Consider the following 21,729-nt stretch of genomic DNA (forward strand, 5'->3'; position numbering starts at 1 on the left):
TCGGGTGATTTCGCGATCATCGGATTCGAGCGTACTGCGGAGCTCGCTCCGCTCCTGCCCAAAGACGCTTTTCTGGACCCCGGCGAAGGAATCGTGGTGCTCCCTCGCCACGTGCTCGTCAAGGCTCGGGAGAGCATTCCAACGGAGTAGCTCGACGCGCGATTCCCGTGCCGGTGCCGCGGCGAAAACGGCGCTGGCACGGGAATGATCCCGCTGCGATGTCATGCCGTTAACAACACCGAGGAGAAGTCGGCAGTGCTGATATATCCGCCCACTGAATACCGGCGGCTGAGTATCGAATCCGGCGGAGTGGACGAGTTCTCCAGCCTGTTCAATCAGTTGCGCTCCAGATGGGTGAAGGTGGAGCGGCTGCAAGAATATGACGAGTCCGGCTTCGCCGGATACGAAGCATACAGGGCCGGCAGGTTCGACGACGCCGCAAGGCTCGTGCAGGAGATGGTCAAGGCTCAGGTCGACGTCTACTCGCATGCCCGGAAGTTCGGCGTCTCGATGATCCGCATTCGCATCTGCGAGCTTCCGCTGAGCTCATACCTGATCAATTATGAGATTCCAGCATATCTGGCCGACATCGAGTGTGGAGAACAGGTGCGCTTCGTGACCGTCGACGACATCGAAGATCTCTTGGATGAAACGGGAATCTCTGACTATGTGCTCTTCGACGATGTGAGAGTCACCGCGCTCATCTATGACCACGGGTCGTCTCGCCTGCGCGAAGCGCGCCTGGTCGAGTCTCCCGAGTTGCTGCACCGCTATATCGAGGTCACCGGAGAACTCATTCGCCGTTCGGTCCCCATGTTGGAGAGTCCCGTTTTCAGGGCGCTGGAGAATAGTTCCCGAAAGTAGCCTGCAGTGGTATCAGGGAATCATGATCACACCAGTGCGGATGAGGCGAACTCTACGAACATCCGGGCCTCCGACAGAGCCCAACAGGCGGCTCAGTTATCCGGAACGCAATACAATTTCTTCGTAGGGCCGGCAGAAGCACGATCCATGGCGGCCTCGGCGCCATCCATAGCCACACCCCAGCCCAAGGTTCTGTCTGCGGCGCTTCGAGGTCGCGATTCATTCTCTTATCCGGAGCCCTTCGCAACCGATGAGGATGCGAGAGACGGTCGTGTGTGCGTCTTCTACGGGCTGGGGGGTGTGGGTAAGTCGACGGTCGCCCTCGACATAGCCCATCGCGCCATTCGGCGTGGAGTGAAAGTCTTCTGGATACCGGCTGAAGAGCCGGAGGGGATGCGAGCCGCCCTGTATGCGCTGGCATTCCTGGCGGGAGCCGGGGAAAGCGAATTCAGCCACGCCCACCCGGCAGACATCCTGTGGCGCCGCCTGAACGCGCTGGACTTCTTCTGGCTGTTGATCATCGACAACGTCGACGATCCGGCGGTTCTGGGCGGGTCGCGGCGAAGGATCACCGAGGGAACGGAATGGATTCGCCCGCCAGAAACAAGTAACGGAGCCATCATCATATCGAGCCGCAATGGGAGACCTGAACGATGGGCTCCGTGGATAAAAATGCGGCATATAGCGCCTTTGGATCCCGAAGCGGGTGCGCTGATCCTGCTGGATCTCGCTCCGTCCGCTGGTAGCCATACGCATGCCAGAGATCTCGCCCGGCTACTCGACGGACTTCCTCTGGCCCTGGAACTCGCAGGTCGATATCTTGCCGCGGTTTCCAGCTCACCTTTTCCGATCCGTGGGTCGGCCACGACCTTCGCTGAATATATGGAGACGTACAGCGAGAGAATCGAGCGCCTCGGCATGGATGAGTCACGGTCGCACGAACCCGAAGAGGACCGGCGTGTTCTCTCACTCACATGGGAGATCTCCCTAGATCTGCTGAATGAGCAGGGGCATGACCTGGCGCGCCCGCTGCTGCGCCTTTTCTCGTGTTGTGCCCCCTCGCCGTTCCCCTATCAGGCGATATTACGTCCGGAAGTCCTGTCAGCCAGTCCCCTTTTCCCCGATCCGACGCCGGAGCGCCTGGCTGGAGCGCTTCGGGCGCTCGCCGGATTGAGTCTGATCACTTTGGACTTCGTGCCACGGGCCGATGACCTATGGGCCGCCAAGATAAACATGCACCAGCTGGTGCGCACGATGACCCGGATCAACGCGAAGAGATCCGGCTCGTTGGCGAACTACCTGACCGTCCTGATCCAGCTGCTGGAGACCGCGTCTCAGGACCTTGAGGCCGACAACGCGGGCGATTGGCCCAAGTGGGCGGCCATCGCACCGCACTGCACTGCCGTCCTCGAACTGGTCGTGGCTGATGGCATCGACCCCGCTTCGGACGATCTGCGCCTGGCGATGCAAACGGCCCAGCGTGTGGCCTGGTACCGGTACATGTCCGGTCAGTACAACCAATCGGTCATCGACCACGAACAGGCGTGGAATCTTGCGGTTCGATCGTGGGGAAGAGGCAGCATCGAGGCACTCGAAACAGCCGGCAATCTCGGTCGCGCCATGCGGGAGAACGGCGACGCATCCGGTGCGGAGGAGTTCTTCAGATCGACACTCGCCATCGCCCACGAATCCGTGGGCGACGAGCACCCGGTCTCCTTGACCATCCGGCTCAGCCTCGCCCGGACGGTCCGTGAAACCGGGCGCTTCTCCGAGGCCGAGGCCGAATTACGAGCCTTGCTGTCCATAGCCCGGAGGGTTCTCGGAGGGCGCCACGCCGACACACTCATGATCGTTCTGAATCTGGCCGTATGCCTTCGAGCTCAAGGGCGCTTCGAGGAAGGCATCAGGTACTACGAAGAAGCGCTCGCGGGGTGGCGCGAGGACCACTCCGAAGACGATTTGAATACTCTCGACATCCGATTCGAAATCGCCCAGAGCAAGCACAGCATCGGTTTGGTCGATGAGGCCGTCGGCGAGCTACGGGGCATCGTGGAGATCGCGGCCCGCGTCTATGGTGACGAACATCCGAACACGCTGACCATCCGACACGGGCTGGCGATGTCCCTCAAGACTCTGGGAGAAACGCAGGCGGCCATCGAGGAGTTGCGGCAGGTCCTCGAGGGGCAGCGGGCCCAACTCGGGGCCGACCATCCGCTCTACCTGTCCACCCGGAGGGCTCTGGAAGAGCTGACCCAGTAGAAGCCGAAAAGAGAAAAGTCCTGGCGGGCTTCTTCAGCCGACCAGGACTTGTTTGTGTCCGAGGGGGGACTTGAACCCCCATGCCCATCACTGGGCACTAGCACCTCAAGCTAGCGCGTCTGCCTATTCCGCCACCCGGACCGGTGACCCACACACGGAACGTCTTCCCCGCGTCGGCTGTTAAAGGTTAGCACTCCCGGCCGCGTGGTTCATCCCGAGATCCAACCGGCAGGATGGGAGGGGCAAGCCGAACCACGCTCTGGAGGAACGCCATGACCGCCGTCACCGGCGAGGACGACGTCGTCACCCTGTGCCAGGAACTCATCCGCATCGACACGACCAACGCCGGCGACAACCGCGGGCCCGGCGAACGTGAGGCGGCCGAGTACGTCGCGGCGAAGCTGGACGAGGTCGGGGTCGCGGCCACGATCCTCGAAAGCGATGACAGGCGGGCCAACGTCATCGCCAGGATCGAGGGCACGAATCCCGGCCGTGAAGGGCTGATCCTCCACGGTCACCTCGACGTCGTCCCCTTCCGTGCCGAGGACTGGCGGCATCATCCCCTGTCGGGCGAGATCGCCGACGGGTGCGTCTGGGGGCGCGGGGCGGTGGACATGAAGGACATGGACGCCATGATCCTCGCCACCGTCCGCAAGCGGCTGCGGGAGGGGCGGCGGCCCGAGCGGGACGTGCTGCTCATCTTCACCGCCGACGAGGAGGCCGGCGGGAACTACGGCGCGCAGTGGCTCGTCGACAAGCATCCCCATCTGTTCGAGGGGGCCACCGAGGCCATCGGCGAGGTGGGCGGGTTCAGCGTCACGGTGGCCGACGACAAGCGGCTCTATCTCATCGAGGCGGCCGAGAAGGGCATCGCCTGGATGAAGCTGACCGCCACGGGGCGGGCGGGGCACGGGTCGATGCTCAACCACGAGAACGCCATCACCGAGTTGTCCGAGGCGCTGGCCCGGCTGGGGCGGTACGAGTGGCCGATCCGGATCACCCCGACGGTCCGGTCGTTCTTCAAGGAGGCCTTCGACATCGAGATCGAGGCCGAGAGCGCCGAGGCGGCCGTGGCCAAGCTCGGGCCGCTGGCCCGGATGATCGGGGCGACGCTCCGCAACACGACCAACCCGACGATGCTGGAGTCGGGGTACAAGGCCAACGTCATTCCGCAGACGGCCACCGCGCGGGTCGACGGGCGGTTCCTGCCCGGTACGGAGGAGGAGTTCTTCGAGAAGGTCGACGAGCTGCTCGGGCCCAACGTCACGCGGGAGTTCGACTACCACGACATCGCCGTCGAGACCGCGTTCGACGGGCGGCTGGTCAAGGCGATGGCCGACGCGCTCGAGCAGGAGGACCCGGGGTCCCGGGCCGTCCCCTACATGCTCTCCGGCGGCACCGACCTCAAGGCGTTCACCCGGCTGGGAATTCGCGGGTTCGGGTTCGCGCCGCTCAAGCTGCCCGCTGACCTGGACTTCTCTGGGATGTTCCATGGCGTGGACGAGAGGGTGCCGGTCGATTCGCTCCAGTTTGGCGTGCGGGTGCTTGATCGATTCCTGGACTACTGCTGAGTTTCCGGTTGCGATCACTTGGCGTGGCTGTAAAGTTACTCCGCGTTGAGGGGTTGATCCGCACTGGGCGGCTCGACGGCACCTGGGAGGTCGCGTGTTCCGCATGCCGAGTGTTCAGCGAGGGGCGTTCGCGCCCGTCGTTGACCGGCGTGCAGACGCGACCGTCCCGGCCGCGGGCCGGGAAGCTCGGATGGCGCGGTTCGCGGCCGGTTCCCGGCTGAGTCGCCTTTTGGTCGTCGGTGGTCTGATCGCCGTCGGCTGGGTGCTCGGAGTGGTCTTCGGGTTCGCCGGTGAGGCACACGCCTCCACCGGCCCCCTCCCCTCACCTGTCGTCGCCGGGTCGGTGCAGGTCGCCGACGGATTCCCCACGGCGGGCGACGCGCAGGCCATGGCCGGGCGCAACGTCGACGGGCTCACCAGTTCGTCCACGCCGGTCGCGCCTCCACCCGCCTCCGCCGAACACTCTCAGGGCAACGGGCTCGTTCCCCAGAACGGCGGCGGTTCCATGCTTTTCGGGGATGTCGCTCGGTCCTTCTCCGGCCCGCGGCCCGCGGCCCTGCCTGTTCCCATGGCGGCCGTGCTTCCCCCGGTCGTCCGCACAGCGGCGGACGACCCTTCTTTCTCTCCTGACTGATCCCGCGATCCGGTGGTCGGTCTCGCCTGAGTCCTGGCTCTTCCCCGTCAGGCAGGCATCTCCTTCTCCGCGCTGATGTCGCGGAATTCCCCAATCCTCGTGACGCTCCATGGCACCGCTGTGCCTTCGGCCTGGAGTTCTTCTGTCGCGAGTTGTCAGGTACCCCCAGAACAAATGGAGTTTCATCATGCGAACGTGGGCGAAGGGCTCTGCCCCCGCGGCTCTCCTCGCGGCCGGCGTCATGGCCCTCGGCACGGGGACCGCTGTCGCCGACACCGACGGTCAGAGCTCGATCGGTGGCGGCAACCAGGTCAACCTGCCGGTGTCCCTCCCGATCGACCTGAGCGGCAACGCCGTCGGGGTCGCGGGCGGCTCGACCGCCACGTCGAAGGGCGGCGCGTCCGTCGACAACAGCAACACCTCCGGCAAGGGCATCCAGGGCAGCACCTCCGGCAAGAGCAGCGTCCTGGGCGGAAACCAGGTGAACGCGCCGGTCAGCGCGCCGATCAACGCCTGTGGCAACGCGATCGCGCTGTTCGGCAACTCCGACGCCGGGTGCAAGGGCGGCTCGGAGGTCAAGACCTCGGGTCAGGGCGGCGCGGGCAAGAACACCACCAGCGGCGCCAACAGCCTGCTCGGCGGCAACCAGGTCACGGCGCCGATCACCGCGCCGATCAACGCCTGCGGCAACTCGGTGGCGATCTTCGGTGACGCCGTCGCGGGCTGCAAGGGCGGCTCGACCGTCAAGAACACCGGGACCGGCCCCGGCGGCAACTCCACGTCCGGACGCTCGGCCGCCCTCGGCGGCAACCAGGTCATCGCGCCGGTCAGCGCGCCGATCAACGTCTGCGGCGTCACCGTCGCGGTGTTCGGCGACGCGTTCTCGGGCTGCAAGGGCGGCTCGACCTCGACCAACGGCGACCCCGGTCCGAAATACCAGCACGGTCCCGGCAGGCCCGGCTCGACCGGCAACGACACCGACGGCCGCTTCGGCGCCGGCAGCGGCAACCAGGTGATCGCTCCGGTCAACCTGCCCGTCAACGTCTGCGGCAACGCCATCGGGGGCGCGCTGGCCGGATGCAAGGGCGGTTCCGAAGCGGTCAACACCACGCCGGGCACCGGTGCGGGCGGCAACACCACCGACGGCCGTTCGGGGGTCGTCGCGGGCAACCAGGTCATCGCCCCGATCACCGCCCCGATCAACATCTGCGGCAACGCGGTCGCCCTGTTCGGCGAGGCCTTCGCCGGGTGCAAGGGCGGCGCCACGGCCAAGAACGGCGGCAAGGGCGCCGGTGGCAACACCACCTCCGGCCGGTCCGGGGTCGTCGCGGGCAACCAGGTCATCGCGCCGATCACGGCGCCGATCAACGCGTGCGGCAACGCCGTCGCGGCGGCGGGCGGGGCCGAGGCCCACTGCACCGGTGAGGTCTCCGCCGAGGGCGGGCCCGGCGGCGGGGGCAACAAGACCGACGGCAAGTCCGGCGTGCTCGCCGGGAACCAGGTCATCGCGCCGATCACGGCGCCCATCAACGCCTGCGGCAACGCGGTCGCCGGGCTGGGCGACGCCGCCGCCGGGTGCCTCGGGGGCAGCCGCGTCGGCCGTTCGGTCCACCACACCACCGGTGACGGTTACGACAACCTGACCCAGAGCTGGGGCAAGGTCGACGCGGCCGAGACCTCCGGCCCGCTGCCCGCCCTGCCGGCGATGAGCTCGGCCCGTCAGCTCACCAAGATGAGCGCCGCCGGTCTGCCGCTGGTCGGCGACCTGCCCGGCATGCTCGGCCTCCCGGCGCTGCCCGGCCTGCCCGGCGCTCCGGCCGTCCCGGCCGCCGCCGCGGGCAAGAAGGCTCCCGGCAAGAACGCCCAGGCCAGCCCGCTCGCTCCGGTCACCGGTGCGGCCCAGGGCCTGCCGGTCGCGGGTTCGCTCGGTTCGGCCGCCTCGGCTCTGCCCGTCGGCGGGCTCGGCCTGATGAGCGCCGCCCAGCCCGACTCGATCACCGGCATGAACTCGGGTTCGCTGGCCGCTCTGCTGCTGGGCGCGATGTTCGCAGCTTCGGCCACGTTCTTCGCCGGCGCCCGTCGCCTGCGGTTCGGCCGTCGTAAGTAAGACGTGCCGCCGCCGTTAGGGCGGCGAGCCCACAAGATGTCTCCCCCGGCCGGGCGGTTCCCGCTGGGGGAGGCGGGAAAGCTTTGCCCGTCTCGGGGGCGCGGCCCGGGGCGGGCAAAGCCATGTTTAAAGAGTGCTGACCGCGCGTATGATCTTCCGTCGCAGCCAGACCCTGCGGCTGCCGTCGGAATAGAGGCGCAGACGGTGGAGTTCCCAATGGCCGTATTCGGCATGTTCCGTCAGGAGTTGACGAGCCGCTTCACGCGAGGTTCCGCGTGGAAGGAAGAGCTCCATGTAGGAGTAGTCGAGCACAGCGATTAGTCTCCCGTTGGGGACGGTGGAGTCCGATGGGCTCTATTCTGCGTCCTCGTGGGATAACGGGTCCAGGTGGTTACAGACCGGGGCCCACCCGGGTAGCCCGAGGGGGAGGGCCGCTCGTGACGGGTTACCGTGAAAGGCCCACACCGACGGGGATAAGCAGCGAACAGCGAGGTAGGTAGCAGCGTGCCAGCGAACAACGGCAACGCCGGCGGAACCCGCCTGGTCATCGTCGAGTCGCCTGCCAAGGCGAAGACGATCGCCGGGTACCTCGGGCGCGGTTACGTCGTCGAGTCCAGCATCGGCCACATCCGCGATCTTCCGGGGAAGGGCGACACGATCCCCGAGGAGTACGCGAGCCAGGCCTGGGCCAAGCTCGGCGTGAACGTCGACGACGACTTCGAGCCGCTCTACATCGTGAACAGCGACAAGAAGTCGCAGGTCTCGAAGCTGAAGCAGCTTCTGAAAGAGGCCGACGAGCTCTATCTCGCCACTGACGAAGACCGCGAGGGCGAGGCCATCGCGTGGCACCTGCGCGAGGTGCTCAAGCCGAAGGTGCCCGTCCACCGGATGGTCTTCCACGAGATCACCCCGCAGGCGATCCGCGACGCCGTGGCCAACCCGCGCGACCTCAACCTGCGTCTCGTCGACGCGCAGGAGACCCGGCGCATCCTCGACCGTCTCTACGGCTTCGAGGTCAGCCCGGTCCTGTGGAAGAAGGTCAAGCAGGGGCTGTCCGCGGGCCGTGTGCAGTCGGTCGCGACGCGTCTGGTGGTCGAGCGGGAGCGCGACCGCATCGCGTTCACCAGCGCCGCCTACTGGGACCTTTCCGCCGCTTTCGACACCGGGCTCGACAGTGACGATCCCAGCCGGTTCGGTGCGACTTTGCTGTCGGTCGCGGGCAAGCGGGTCGCCCAGGGCCGAGACTTCGGCTCCGACGGCCGCCTGACCAGGCAAGACGTGCTCCACCTCGACCAGGCCGCCGCCACCGCGCTGGCCGGTCGGCTGAACGGGGCTTCTTATTCGGTACGTTCGGTCGAGCGCAAGCCGTACACGAGAAAGCCCTATGCGCCCTTCCGGACGACCACCCTCCAGCAGGAGGCCAGCCGGAAGCTGGGGTTCTCGGCGAAGTTCACCATGCAGGTGGCCCAGAAGCTCTACGAGAACGGGTTCATCACCTACATGCGTACCGACAGCATCACGCTGTCGGAGACCGCCGTCGCGGCCGCCAGAGCGCAGGCGATCAAGCTCTACGGCTCGGCCTACGTGCCCGACAAGCCGAGGGTGTACGCCAGCAAGGTCAAGAACGCGCAGGAGGCCCACGAGGCGATCCGCCCGTCGGGTGAGGAGTTCCGCACCCCCGGCGAGACCGGGCTGTCGGGCGACATGTTCCGCCTCTACGAGCTGATCTGGCAGCGCACCGTCGCCTCCCAGATGAAAGACGCCGAGGGCGAGTCGGTCTCGGTTCGGGTTCTGGCCGACCGCGAGCAGGCCGAGTTCAACGCGACCGGCCGCACCATCACCTTCTACGGCTTCCTGAAGGCCTACGTCGAAGGGGCCGACGACCCGTCGACCGACCGCGACGACTCCGAGAAGCGGCTGCCGAACCTCGCCGAGGGGCAGGCGGTCAACATCCTGGAGCTCGCCCCGGTCGGCCACGCGACCAAGCCGCCCGCCCGCTACACTGAGGCGTCGCTGGTCAAGGAACTGGAAGACCGCGAGATCGGGCGACCGTCGACCTACGCGTCGATCATCGGCACGATTTTGGACCGCGCCTACGTGTTCAAGAAGGGCACCGCCCTGGTGCCCTCGTTCCTGGCGTTCGCCGTGAACAACCTGCTGGAGCAGCACTTCGGCAATCTGGTCGACTACGACTTCACCGCCGAGATGGAGAAGATCCTCGACGACATCGCCAACGATCGCGCCGAGCGGGTGCCGGAACTGCGGCGCTTCTATTTCGGCGACGGCGGCGACGGCGACGAGGGTCTGAAAGACCTGGTCAGCGACCTGGGCAACATCGACGCCAAGGAGATCAGCTCGTTCCCGATCAAGGGGACCGACATCGTGATCCGGGTGGGCCGCTATGGCACCTACCTCGACCGCGAGGGCTCCAAGGTCAACGTGCCCGACGACGTCACGCCCGACGAGCTGACCGCCGAGAAGGCCGAGGAGCTGTTCGCGCAGCCCTCCAGCGCCCGTGAGCTGGGCCCCGACCCGGTCACCGGCAACGCGATCTGGGTGCGCAACGGACCCTACGGCCACTACGTGACCGAGGTGCTGCCCGAGGAGCCGCCGGCCGCCGACGCCCCGAAGAAGCGGGTGAAGAAGGCCGACCAGCCCAAGCCGCGCATCAGTTCGTTGTTCAAGACGATGGACCCCGAGACGATCACCCTCGACGTGGCGCTGAAGCTGCTGACGATCCCCCGCGTGGTCGGGGTGATCGACGGCGAGGAGGTCGTCGCCTACAACGGCAAGTACGGTCCCTACATCAAGAAGGGCACCGACTCCCGGTCGCTGACGACCGAGGACGAACTGCTCACGGTCACGATCGAGCAGGCCGGGGCGATGTTCGCGCAGCCGAAGGTACGCGCCCGCAGGGCCGCTGCCGCGCCGCTGCGTGAGCTGGGCGAAGACCCCGTGTCGAAGAAGCCCGTCGTGGTGAAGGAGGGCCGGTTCGGGCCCTACGTGACCGATGGCGAGTCGAACGCGTCGCTGCGCAAGGGCGACACGGTCGAGGAGATCACCATCGAGCGCGCGGCCGAGCTGCTCGCCGAACGGCGTGAGAAGGCTCCGGTCAAGAAGGCGCCCGCGAAGAAGGCCCCGGCGAAGAAGACCGCCACGGCCACGAAGGCCAAGACGGCGGCGGCCAAGTCGACGACCGCCAAGCCGACGGCCCGGGCCAACACCAAGGCCAAGTAGCCGTTTTACAGCTTGTCAGCCTGCGCGGTCCGCCGCGCAGGCCGCGGTTGTCCACAAGCGACAGGTTGTCCACAGGCGGCTCTCCCGGCTGCGCCGCGCGGGTTCTTTACTCGTAGCATGAGCGCGGTCCGAAGGGGGTCACCGTGGGTTTTCTCGTCGTCGTGTTCGGCGTGGTCTTCGCCGTCCACTACTACCTCTACCGGCGGTTGATCCGGTCGACGACCCTGCCGGGCCGGGCCCGCAGGGTCCTGACCGGCGTCCTGGTCCTCCTGCTCGTGCTGCTGCTCGTGGCGCTGGTCGGCACCCGCGTGGCGTCGTCGTGGATCGTCCACCTGCTGGCCTGGCCGGGGTTCATCTGGGTCGCGGTCATGTTCTACGTGACGCTGATCTGTCTCGCGCTGGAGATCCCCCGGCTGATCCTCAACCGCTTCTTCAGGGGCGATCCGGTCAAGGCCGCGCCGCCGCCCAAGGTCGTGCCGGCCACGATCGGGTCGCCGTTCGGGCCCAGGAAGATCGAGATCGAGGTCGAAGACGTCGTCGAGCCGCCCGAACGGCCCGACCGGCGGTTGTTCATCAACCGCGCGGCGGCCGTGGTGGCCGGGGTCGGCGCGGGCACGATCGTCGGGTTCGGCCTCAAGTCGGGGCTGGGCGATCCCGTGCTGGAGCGGGTGCCGATCAAGCTGGTCAACCTCGACCCCCGGGTCAGCGGCCTGCGGATCGCCCTGGTCAGCGACATCCACCTCGGGCCGCTGACGGGCCTCGCCCACACCGAGCGCATCGTGGAGCAGATCAACCGGTGCGACGCCGACATCGTGGCCATCGTGGGCGACCTCGTCGACGGGACCGTCCGCGACCTCGGGCATCTGGCCGCCCCGCTCGGCGACATCCAGGCCCGCCAGGGCACCTACTTCGTCACCGGCAACCACGAGTACTACATCGAGGGCGGCCCCGGCGAGTGGATCGACACCCTGCAGTCGTACGGCATCCGCACGCTGGCGAACGAGCGCGTGTCGATCTACCACGACGACGTCCCGGCGATCACGCTGGCCGGGGTCAACGACGTCAACGGCGCCACCATGCAGGCCGGCGCCGACCTCCACCCCGCCCTCTACGACCGGCCCAAGGGGGTGCCGACGGTCCTGCTGGCCCACCAGCCGGTCATCGGCGCCCAGGCGGCCGAGTGGGGGGTCGACCTCCAGCTCTCCGGCCACACCCACGGCGGCCAGATGGTGCCGTTCGACCGGATCGTGCCGCTCCAGCAGCCCGTGGTCCGGGGGCTCGACACGATCGGCGAGATGCAGATCTACGTCACCAGGGGCGCCGGGTTCTGGGGGCCGCCGGTCCGGGTCGGGGCGCCGCCCGAGGTCACCCTGATCCGGCTGGAGCGCGGCTGACGTGGCGACCCGGCGATGGGTTGGCGCTCCCGCCGAAGTCGTCGCTAACGCGCATGACTACTGCGGCACCTCGCGGTTCGTAATACCCTCAGGCGATGAGCAGGCGGGACAAACCGGCCTGCTCCAGCCCCCCACCCGCAGCGAGCACCTGGATACGCTGACACCATGAGCACCCCTGGCCGGGCCCGCAAGCCGTCTCACGTGCTGGCCATCGCTCCGTTCCGCCGCCTGTGGACCGCGATGTCCGTCGGCGGCCTGGGCGACTGGCTGGCCCTGATCGCGTTGACCGCCCTGGCCGGGACGCTCACCCAAGGAGACGGCTACCCGACGCAGAGCCTGGTGATCGGCGGGGTCTTCCTCGCCAAGCTGCTCCCGGCCGTCCTGCTCGGGCCGCTCGCCGGGCTGCTGGTCTCCAAGGTCGACTGGCGGCTGGCCATGGCCGCGGCCGACGCGGTGCGGTTCGTGGTGGTCCTGCTGGCGTTGATCGTCGGCGGCCACCAGTGGCTCATCCTGGCGATGTTCCTGATCGAGTGCGCGTCCCTGGTGTGGGGCGCGGGCCGCGACGCCGCCGTCTCCGGGCTGGTGCCCGCCTCCCGGCGGGCCGACGCCGACCGGGTCGGCCTGCTCGCCTGGTACGCCATGGCGCCCCTCGCCGCCTTCCTGTTCGCCCTGATGGCGGGCCTGGTCAACGTGCTCACGGCGATCATCCCCGGGTTCGGGCTCGGGGCCGGCAAGATCATGATCGTGGTGGCCGGGATCTGCTACCTCGCCACCGCCGCCCTGGTGTTCACCCTCGACCTGCGCAACGCGGGCGGGGCGCCCCGGCCGTCGGTGCTGACCCAGCTCGCCGACGGATGGCGGCTCGCGACCGCGAACAAGGCGGTCAAGCGCCTCTACGTCGGCATGATCGGCGTGTTCGGCGCGGTCTCCATCGTGGTGGCCGTCGGGCGGGCCTACGTAGGGGTGCTCGGCGGCGGCGACGCCGGATACGCCACGGTGTTCTGCGCCGTGTTCGCGGGGGCGGCCGTGGGGTCGTTCTTCGGCCTGCGGTGGCTCACCGAGTTGTCGCGCCGGCGGTTCTTCGGGCTGTCGATCATCATGGCCGGGCTGACGGTCGCGGCCATGGCGTTGATCCACAACCTGGTGCTCGTGGCCGTGCTGACCTTCGTCTCCGGGGTGTTCGCCGGCATCGCCTGGATCATCGGCTTCACCACGATCGAGGCCGAGTCAGAAGGCCGGCGGCCGGTCGACTTCCTCCACGCCGCCACCCGGGTCGTGTTCCTGGGCGTGGTCGCCGTGGCGGCGCTGGTGGGCGGCTTCTTCGGCGAACACGAGCTGGTGGTCAACGGGCTGGCCTACGCGTTCGACGGCGCCAACCTGGTGCTGCTCGTCGGGGCCGTGACGGCCGTGGTGATCGGCGTCCTGTCGCTGCGGCGGCTCGACGACCGGCCGGAGGTGCCGCTGCGGGTCGACCTGGTGGCCGCGCTGCGCGGCGAGCGGTTCGCGCCCGAGCCCCAGGAAGAGGCGCCGGGCATGTTCATCGCCTTCGAGGGCGGCGAGGGCTCCGGCAAGACCACCCAGTCGCGGCTGCTCGCGATCTGGCTGCGCGACCAGGGGTTCGACGTCGTCCAGACCCGGGAGCCGGGGTCGACCAAGGTCGGCATGCGGCTGCGCGCCATCCTGCTCGACTCCACCCACCAGGGCCTGTCGGCCCACGCCGAGACGCTGCTGTACGCCGCCGACCGGGCCGAACACGTCGAGAAGGTCATCCGGCCGGCGCTGGAGCGCGGGTCGATGGTCGTCTGCGACCGCTACGTCGACTCGTCGCTGGCCTACCAGGGCGCCGGCCGTGTCCTCGGGACCGACGAGGTTGCCCAGGTCAACCAGTGGGCCACCGGCGGGCTGGTGCCCCATCTGACCGTGCTGGTCGACGTGCCGCCGTCGGTCGGCCTGCGGCGGCACGCCCACCCGGCCGACCGGATCGAGTCGGAGCCGCTCGACTTCCACGAGCGGGTGCGCTCGGAGTTCCGCGCGCTGGCCGCCCGCGACCCCGAGCGTTACTTCGTCGTCGACGGCACGCTCACCCAGCCTGAGGTGTCCCGGTTGATCCAGGATCGGGTGCGTGAGGTGCTGCCCGACCCGGTGCCCCGGGAGACCGAGGCCAACACCGGAACGATGCCCGCCATCACGGACTAGCCTTTCCGCGTGGACGTGTTCGATGACCTCGTCGGCCAGGAACAGGCCGCGACGGTCCTGCGCCGGGCCGCCGCCGCTGCCGCCGAGGTGCTCGCCGGGGGCCGCGGCGCGGGCATGACCCACGCGTGGTTGTTCACCGGCCCGCCCGGTTCGGGGCGTTTCGACGCTGCCAAGGCCTTCGCGGCCGCGCTGCTCTGCCCCGACCGGGGGTGCGGCCACTGCGACGCCTGTCACCAGGTGATGATCGGCTCCCATCCCGACCTCGAGTCGGTCCGGCCGCAGGGGCTCTCGTACGGCGTCAAGCAGACCCGCGAGCTCATCCTCCGGGCCGCCGGGCGGTCGACGATGGGCCGCTGGCGGGTGGTGCTGTTCGACGACGCCGACCGGGCGACCGAGCAGGCGGCCAACGCCCTCCTGAAGGCCATCGAGGAACCGCCGCCCCGCACGGTGTGGCTGCTCTGCGCGCCGGCCCCCGACGACATGATCATCACCATCCGGTCGCGCTGCCGGGTGGTGACCCTGGTGACGCCGTCGAGTCAGGCGGTGGCCCACGCCCTCGTGACCCGCGACAACGTGGCTCCCGGGGTGGCCGAGTCGGTGGCCAGAGCGGCCCAGGGCGACCTGGCCAGGGCCCGGCGGCTGGCGCTCGACGAGTCGGCCAGGGGGCGGCGCGAGGCCGTACTGTCGATCCCCAAGAGCCTGACCAACGTCGGCGAGTGCATCTCCGCGGCCGAGAAGCTCGTGAAGACCGCCGACGAGGACGCCGCGGCGGCCACCGCCGAGCTCAACGAGAGCGAGATCGCCGAGCTGCGGGCCATCTACGGCGAGGGATCGACCGGGAAGGGCCTGAACAAGGGCCTGGTCAGGGGCGGCGCGGGCGCGCTGAAGGAACTGGAGACGGCGCAGAAGTCGCGGGCGACCCGGATCAAGCGCGAGTCGCTCGACACGGCGCTGCTCGACCTGATGGCCTTCTACCGCGACGTGCTGGCGGTGCAGTTCGGGGCCCCGGTCGAACTGGCCAACGGCGACCGGCGGGCCGAGCTGGAGGCGGCCGCGCGGGCGTCCAGACCGGAGGACACGCTGAAGCGCACGGCGGCGATCCTGCGCTGCCGCGAACGGCTGGCGGCCAACGTGAACCCGCAGATCGCCGTCGAGGCCCTGACCCTGGCCCTGTGGAAGCCGACCGGCTGAGTCTGGACATTCGGCCGGGCGGGCGAGCAACCTCGGAGGGTTCTGTACGTCTCTGAAGCATGCAGGCCGAAACGGTGGACATCGCCCTCTCCTCCGGTGATCGCGACGAGGCGATCAGCCGCCTCTACGAGGAGCATGCGCTCGGGCTGACCAAGCTGGCCCTGATCATGCTCGGCGATCGGGAGAGCGCGGAGGACGCCGTCCAGGACGCGTTCCTTGGGCTGCACCGGCGGTGGCGGCTGCTGCGTGATCCGGCCGCGGCGCTGCCCTATCTGCGCAGTTCGGTGCTGAACAACGCGCGCAGCGTGCTGCGCCGAAGACGGTTGCCGTCGTGGTTCGCGGGGGCCTACGACCCACCCGTCTGGTCGGCGGAGTCGGCCGCGTTACTCGGGGCGGAGCGCCGGGAGGTGCTGGAGGCCCTGCACCGGCTGCCGCAGCGGCAACGGGAGGCGCTGGTGCTGCGGTACTACGCCGAACTGTCGGAGGAGGAGACCGCCCAGGCGATGGGGGTCAGCAGGGGGACCGTCAAATCCACGACCTCCCGGGCACTCGACGCGCTGGGTCGCATTCTTGGAGAGAACGCATGAACGACGTCATTTCCCGCCTGAAGGACGCGACGACGGCCGTCGGCGACACGATCTCCGAGGTCCCTCCGCTCCGGCTGGAGCGGGTCAGGAAGGGCTTCGTGGCGCCCCTGGCGGCGGCGCTGGCGGTCGGGCTGGCGATCGTGGGGAGCGTGGTGATGACACGGGGCGGGCTGAGCCAGATCGCGGTGAGCACGGCGGCCCCTCGGTTCATCGTGGAGGCCGCCGATCCGTCGGCGTTGATCGTCCGGTCGGCGGGCGACGGAGCCGAGCTCGACCGGGTCGAGGGGGCGACGGGGTGGTTCTACCACCAGGTCCAGGCCGCGCCGGACAACCGCACCTTCTACGCCTCCCAGGGTGGGCCCGTGCTCTGCTCCAGCAGGATCGTGCGATTCACCGTGGACGAGGAAGGGCGGGCCGGGACGCTCGCCGAGGTGCCGGTCGACCTGCCGGACCGCACCAGGATCAGCGCTTTCGCGGTGAGCGGGGACGGGACGAAGGTGATTCTCGGGGCGGCTCCCTGCGTGGCCGACGGGTCCGGGTCCGGCTTCCTCGTGGTCGCCGACCCCGAGACGGGGGAGGGGCGGCGGCTCCAGGTGGGGGCGAGGTCCTGGTTCGGGTCGATCTCGACGAGTGAGGACGGGTCCAAGATCGCGTACACGACGATGGCGGCGGGCCACCAGGTGACCGTCTCGGAACCGGCGGTGATCGTGGCCCCGCCTTCGGGCGTGCCGACTCCGCTTCCGGGTGGCGGGCCCCCGGACGTCGTGCTTTCTGACGCGCCGACACCGTTTCCGAGCGCCACACCCTCGGAGGTCGTGCCGCCAGACGCGCCGACGCCGCTCCCGAGTTCTGGGCCCACGACGGACATTTCCGCTGCCACCGGTATGCCGATACGCGAGCCTGCGGCGGTCGTGTCCGTGCCTCCGGGTGTGCCGACGCCGCTTCCGGGTCCCGGGCCTGCGGTGGTCACGGCCACGCCTTCGGCCGTGCTGACGCCGGTTCCTTCCGTCGGGGCGCCGGAGAAGCCGGTGGCCGTTCCGGTGCCCACGTACGTGATCTCCGACCCCGGCCCCTCCGGGAACGTGGTGGTCGTCGTTCCGTCTGCCGGTCCTTCGCCGAGCGGGAACATCGTCGTGTACCCCGCTCCCACGGACGTGTCGCCCACCCTGGGCACGCTGGAGGGGGTCAGTTCGTGCCGGTTCTTCGCGCTTCGGGAGAACCTGCAGATCCCGGCCGACCAACTGCGCATGGTCGACTGCGCCGACTCGCCCGAGGTCTACGTGGTCGACGCCGACCGGCCCGGGGAGCCGCCGCGCCGCACGGTGTTGTCGGGCGAGCTCGACGGGGCGAAGGTGCAGTTCTACGGGGTGCGGATGTCGCCCGACGGCACGCGGCTGATCGCCGGGGTGAGCACCGGGCTGACCCGGCTGGACGACCCGCAGGCCGCGATCATGGCGTTCGACCCGGCCGGCCGGGAACCGGTCGAGGTGCTCTACCGGGGGCGTGCCTGGTTGCGGGTGCTCGATCTGGCCGCCGGGGGGAGTCGCATCCTCGTCCAGAGCGAGATGGAGATCGGGGAGGTCTCGGAGAACGCGTACCGGAAGGTGATGGACATTCCCGGCCGTGTCATGAACGGAGTGGTTGCCTGGTAAAGCGGGCGCGTAGGGTGGCGGGAAGGCGCAACCACACGAGGAGGCCGGGCTCCCTTGGGCATGATGATGGCCGTGAGCTTCACCCGATACGGGCGGTTGTACTACCTCGACCCGGGTGGCCACTCCCCGAAGGTGGGTGATCGGGTCCTCGTGCCGACCGACGCCGGTTTCGAGGTCGCCGAGACGATCTGGGCCCCTCAATGGGTCTCGGAAGACGTCGACGGCCTGCCCGTCTGCGGCGGTCTCGCCGGTGACGAGCACCTGACCCGCGACGAGGCCAACAAGCGCCGCCGCGCCGAGGCCCGCAGCGTGTCCAAGCGCCTGATCAAGCGCCACGACCTGCCGATGAAGGTGGTCGGCGTCGACTACATCGACGCCGACAACGTCTACACGGTCTACTTCTCGGCCCCCCACCGGGTCGACTTCCGCGCGCTCGTCCGCGACCTGGCCCGCAACCTGCGCGCCCGCGTCGAGTTGCGCCAGATCGGCCCCCGCGACGAGGCCCGGCTGCAGGGCGGGATCGGCCCCTGCGGGCGCGACCTGTGCTGCGCGACCTTCTTGAAAGACTTCGAACCCGTTTCGGTACGCATGGCGAAAGACCAGGACCTCCCGGTCAACCCGCTGCGGATCGCGGGCGCGTGCGGCCGGCTGATGTGCTGCCTGAAGTTCGAGCACCCGCTTTACCAGGAGTTCCGCGCCGGAGCGCCCCGGGTGGGCCTGACCGTCGACACCCCGGAGGGCGCGGGCGTCGTCGTCGGCCACAACGTGCCGTCCGACTCGGTGATCGTGCGGCTCAACGACGGCGGCCGGCGGTGCGCGTGCTCGAAGGCGAGTGTGTGCGGCCCGCGGAAGGCGTACGAAGAAACCCACGAATCGTCGTGAGGCGGCTGCTGCTGGCCCTGGCGCTGCTGGCGGCCGGGTGCTCGGCGCCGGAGGCGTCGTCGTCGCCCCCCGACCAGGCGTTGTCGTGGACGCCCTGCCATGAGGGCCTGCAGTGCGCGACTCTGGCCGTACCGCTCGATTACGACCAGCCCGACGGCGAGAAGATCGAGATCGCCGTCGCGAAACTCCCCGCCACCGGCGACCCGATCGGGTCGCTGCTGATCAACCCGGGCGGCCCGGGAGGTTCGGGCATCGATTACGTACGCGATTCTCCCGTCTCCGCCACGCTCCGCCAGCGCTTCGACCTGGTCGGCTTCGACCCCCGCGGCGTGGGCGAGTCGACGCCGCTGCGGTGCCTGTCGGAAGCCGACGTCGAGTCCTACCTGTCGCTCGACATGACTCCAGACACGCCCGAGGAGAAGGCGGCGATGGTCGCCGGGGCGAAGAAGTTCGCCGAGGGGTGTCAGAAGAACAGCGGCTCCCTCCTGGCCCACGTGGGCACCGCCGACGCCGCCCGTGACATGGACGCGCTGCGCGAGGCCCTGGGCGACGAGAAGCTGACCTACCTCGGCAAGTCCTACGGAACCTACCTGGGCGCGGTCTACGCGCAGCTGTTCCCCGACCGGGTGCGGGCCCTGGTCCTCGACGGGGCGATCGACCCCCGGATCTCGGCGCTCGAACAGAACGAGACGCAGGCCAAGGGCTTCGAAGTGGCGATGCGGGCCTTCGTCGAAGACTGCTTCACCACCGCCGACTGCCCGTTCTCCTCCCGCACGGTCGACGGCGCCCTCGACGAGATCTCCCGGCTGCTCCAGCGCGCCGACCTGCTGCCGCTGCGCAACCAGACCGACTCCCGGGTGATCAACGACACCTGGGCGGCCTTCGGCGTGATCACCCCGCTTTACGATCGCGGGTCGTGGGAGATCCTGCGGGGGGCGCTCAAGGAGGCCTTCGCCGGGGACGGAACCCAGCTGCTGCGCATGGCCGACGTGCTGCTGGGGCGGCGTATCGACGGATCGTGGACGAACCAGACGGAGTCCAACAAAGCGGTCAACTGCGTTGATCACGCTTACCCGGGGGAGGTGGCCGACTACGAGGCCGCCGCCACGGAGGCGGCCGAGGTGGCGCCGCGGTTCGGGAAGTTCGTGATGTGGGACAGCCTGGCCTGCGCCTACTGGCCGGCCCGGTCGGGTGACGCCGACCTGAAGATCACCGGGGCCGGGGCGGCGCCTATTTTGGTCGTGGGAACCACGCGGGATCCTGCGACGCCTTATGAGTGGTCCGAGGCGCTGGCTTCCGAGCTGGAGTCGGGGGTTCTGTTGTCGTATGACGGGGATGGGCACACGGCCTATCTGACGGGGTCGTCGTGCGTCGATCGGGTTGTGGACGGGTACCTGGTGGATCTTGCGGTGCCCGAGGAGGGCACTCGGTGTTGATCGTGGGCGCGGAGTGGGGGGCGGAGGCTGTACAGTAGGACTGCTGCTTGCCAGCATGCCGCCTTAGCTCAGTCGGCCAGAGCGACGCACTCGTAATGCGTAGGTCTGGGGTTCGATTCCCCAAGGCGGCTCTCTCGGAACGGCCCGTGGTTGACGCCCCTTCGGGGCGGCTTTCACGGGCCGTTCCTCGTTTCTACCGGGGGGCGACCCCCGGAACCCCCGCTGTCAGGGGGCTGCGCCCCCTCACGCTCCCCCTGGTCCGCTGTCGCGGCCCCGGCGTCGCTTCGCTCCGGGTCGCTGCGCTCCTGGCGAAGGGCTCCGCCCCTCGCGCTCCCTGGGCAGGCCTCGCTTCGATCGGGTTGTGCTCGCTTCGCTCGGGCGTTGCTGGACGCCTTGATCGGTTCGGGCATCGGCGCAGTGATGGTGTCGGGGTAGATCGGTTCGCCCTATCCGGCGGTGCAGATGCAGACGAAGCGACCTCTACCTCATGGGAATGTAGTGAGGAGCCGGGCCCGCACACTCCCGCTGGAGTGAACTGACCTTGCTACGTTTCCCACATGCAGCCGAGGCGCCTGGACATCGTTGACGCCGTTGAGGCGGTTGGTCTTGCGGGTGCGGGGGCCGAGGTATTCAATGCCGGCGGTGCCGAGTTGGCTGTCGGACCAGGCGGCGCAGTGATCATCGCGGAGGCTGTGGACGATCTGGCCGCCAGCGGGGTGTGGAGCAGCGAGACGTTCAGGCTGCTGGGCCTACCCGGGGCCATCGCTGAACGGTGGTTGGGCCCGGAGGCCCAGCTGATTCATCTGTTCGTCCGGGTGGAGCAGGGCGTGCTCTACCTCGGCGAGGGACACCACGCGGTCAGCAACTGGACCGACGATGTGCTCAAGGACTATGAACTGCGGATCGATCATCCGCTGAGCGTCGAGGTGCTCGACCGGGTGCGTCCGCCGAGCACGCCCAGCGCCCTGCCCGGGTTGAAGTGGCTTGAGCACGTCAACGGTGACCGCGCTACGGCGTTGCGGCTGTTCGTTGAGGGCTGGCACCCCGCACCCGCCCCGTCTGCGGAACCGGTCGCGCCATCGGGCCCGGTCCCTGCGGCGCTGACCGAGTTTTACCGGCTTGCCGAAGGCCGGCCGCAGGTCCTCGGTGTTCAGAATTTCATCTGCTCCGCGGCTGAGCTGCGTACCGATGGTGAGGGCCTGCTGCTGTTCGGCCATGAGAATCAAGGTGGTTTTGAATGGTTCCTCGACCCGTCTGAGGACGACCCGATCGTGTGGACGGCTGAAGATCCCAGCGAGCGGCATGCTGAGCGTGAACGTTTGAGCGGCTTCCTGATTCAGTTCTCGTTGTTCGAAGCCGTGATGAGCGCGCCCTACAAGGCTTGGAGTCGCCGCGTACCGGAGCCGATCGCCGACGAACTGACCCGGGGGCTGCGCCGGGTGCCGCTCAAGACCTGGATGTGGCCTCTCTGGCAAACGTCTTTCTACGTCGCGCCGGGTCTGGTCGTCGCCGAGGACAGGAACGAGGACGAGGAGTGCTACGTCTGGGTCGGCGCTGTACACCGCAGCCTGCTGCGTCCACTGACCGACTTTGGCATCCAGTGGCAATACTTCGAAGGCTGATGAACTGCCCGGGCCGGAGCCAGCAGGCGTCTGTGCCGTTGCCGCTTTCGTTCCCGACTTCGGAGGGGACGGACATCGTCCCCTCCGGAGGTCCGGG

The 21,729-nt window shown here is 68.7% G+C and carries 15 protein-coding genes and 2 tRNA genes; 15 read left to right on the forward strand and 2 right to left on the reverse strand.

Annotation, left to right across the window (positions count from 1 at the left end; translation table 11 throughout):
• Positions 1–204 precede the first annotated feature (204 nt).
• Entirely contained in the window at positions 205–864 is a 660-nt protein-coding gene (locus AW271_RS13410; RefSeq protein WP_157554083.1) for a DUF6879 family protein, read from the forward strand.
• Positions 865–1,218: 354 nt separating this feature from the next.
• Complete coding sequence (locus tag AW271_RS13415) at positions 1,219–3,123, forward strand: tetratricopeptide repeat protein (protein WP_169806327.1); 1,905 nt, start codon at positions 1,219–1,221, stop codon at positions 3,121–3,123.
• Between the two features lie 55 nt (positions 3,124–3,178).
• Here AW271_RS13415 and AW271_RS13420 read toward each other — a convergent pair.
• A tRNA-Leu gene (locus tag AW271_RS13420) sits at positions 3,179–3,264 on the reverse strand.
• Between the two features lie 131 nt (positions 3,265–3,395).
• On the opposite strand from AW271_RS13420, the gene AW271_RS13425 reads away from it, so the two are divergent.
• From AW271_RS13425 to AW271_RS13435, 3 genes are all read left to right on the forward strand, one after another.
• On the forward strand, positions 3,396–4,694 hold the full coding sequence (locus AW271_RS13425) for a M20/M25/M40 family metallo-hydrolase (RefSeq protein WP_062336537.1): 1,299 nt from the start codon (positions 3,396–3,398) through the stop codon (positions 4,692–4,694).
• A gap of 190 nt (positions 4,695–4,884) precedes the next feature.
• Entirely contained in the window at positions 4,885–5,328 is a 444-nt protein-coding gene (locus AW271_RS13430; protein ID WP_245653050.1) for a hypothetical protein, read from the forward strand.
• A gap of 187 nt (positions 5,329–5,515) precedes the next feature.
• Positions 5,516–7,435, forward strand: a complete 1,920-nt coding sequence (locus AW271_RS13435) for a chaplin family protein (protein WP_169806328.1) — start codon at positions 5,516–5,518, stop codon at positions 7,433–7,435.
• Between the two features lie 126 nt (positions 7,436–7,561).
• On the opposite strand, the gene AW271_RS42325 is transcribed toward AW271_RS13435, so the two are convergent.
• On the reverse strand, positions 7,562–7,747 hold the full coding sequence (locus AW271_RS42325) for a DUF5703 family protein (protein ID WP_081898449.1): 186 nt from the start codon (positions 7,745–7,747) through the stop codon (positions 7,562–7,564).
• Positions 7,748–7,939: 192 nt separating this feature from the next.
• Here AW271_RS42325 and topA point away from each other — a divergent pair, with 192 nt between their 5' ends.
• The 10 genes from topA to AW271_RS13485 all read left to right on the forward strand — a co-directional run bounded on the left by topA (position 7,940) and on the right by AW271_RS13485 (position 21,632).
• On the forward strand, positions 7,940–10,672 hold the full coding sequence (gene topA, locus AW271_RS13440) for a type I DNA topoisomerase (protein WP_062336543.1): 2,733 nt from the start codon (positions 7,940–7,942) through the stop codon (positions 10,670–10,672).
• 143 nt (positions 10,673–10,815) lie between these two features.
• The gene (locus tag AW271_RS13445) at positions 10,816–12,066 is read left to right on the forward strand and encodes a metallophosphoesterase (RefSeq protein WP_062336545.1); all 1,251 of its coding nucleotides are present in this window, start codon (positions 10,816–10,818) and stop codon (positions 12,064–12,066) included.
• A gap of 165 nt (positions 12,067–12,231) precedes the next feature.
• On the forward strand, positions 12,232–14,262 hold the full coding sequence (gene tmk, locus AW271_RS13450; RefSeq protein ID WP_062336547.1) for a dTMP kinase: 2,031 nt from the start codon (positions 12,232–12,234) through the stop codon (positions 14,260–14,262).
• A gap of 9 nt (positions 14,263–14,271) precedes the next feature.
• On the forward strand, positions 14,272–15,453 hold the full coding sequence (locus tag AW271_RS13455; protein ID WP_062336549.1) for a DNA polymerase III subunit delta': 1,182 nt from the start codon (positions 14,272–14,274) through the stop codon (positions 15,451–15,453).
• Between the two features lie 59 nt (positions 15,454–15,512).
• On the forward strand, positions 15,513–16,040 hold the full coding sequence (locus AW271_RS13460; protein WP_062336551.1) for a SigE family RNA polymerase sigma factor: 528 nt from the start codon (positions 15,513–15,515) through the stop codon (positions 16,038–16,040).
• Positions 16,037–17,692: a TolB-like translocation protein gene (locus tag AW271_RS13465; protein ID WP_062336553.1), complete on the forward strand. Its 1,656-nt coding sequence runs from the start codon at positions 16,037–16,039 to the stop codon at positions 17,690–17,692. Before AW271_RS13460 ends, AW271_RS13465 begins: the two co-directional genes overlap by 4 nt.
• A gap of 66 nt (positions 17,693–17,758) precedes the next feature.
• Complete coding sequence (locus tag AW271_RS13470) at positions 17,759–18,574, forward strand: PSP1 domain-containing protein (protein WP_245653070.1); 816 nt, start codon at positions 17,759–17,761, stop codon at positions 18,572–18,574.
• Complete coding sequence (locus tag AW271_RS13475) at positions 18,571–20,010, forward strand: alpha/beta hydrolase (RefSeq protein WP_157554087.1); 1,440 nt, start codon at positions 18,571–18,573, stop codon at positions 20,008–20,010. The genes AW271_RS13470 and AW271_RS13475 overlap by 4 nt, the downstream gene beginning before the upstream one ends.
• Positions 20,011–20,067: 57 nt before the next feature.
• Positions 20,068–20,141 (forward strand) — tRNA-Thr (locus tag AW271_RS13480).
• 426 nt (positions 20,142–20,567) lie between these two features.
• Positions 20,568–21,632 carry a hypothetical protein gene (locus AW271_RS13485; RefSeq protein WP_062336559.1) on the forward strand — a complete coding sequence of 355 codons (1,065 nt, stop codon included), beginning with the start codon at positions 20,568–20,570 and terminating at the stop codon, positions 21,630–21,632.
• Positions 21,633–21,729 lie beyond the last annotated feature (97 nt).

Origin of the sequence: Herbidospora sakaeratensis, from assembly GCF_001570525.1 — a bacterium.
Lineage (GTDB): Bacteria > Actinomycetota > Actinomycetes > Streptosporangiales > Streptosporangiaceae > Herbidospora > Herbidospora sakaeratensis.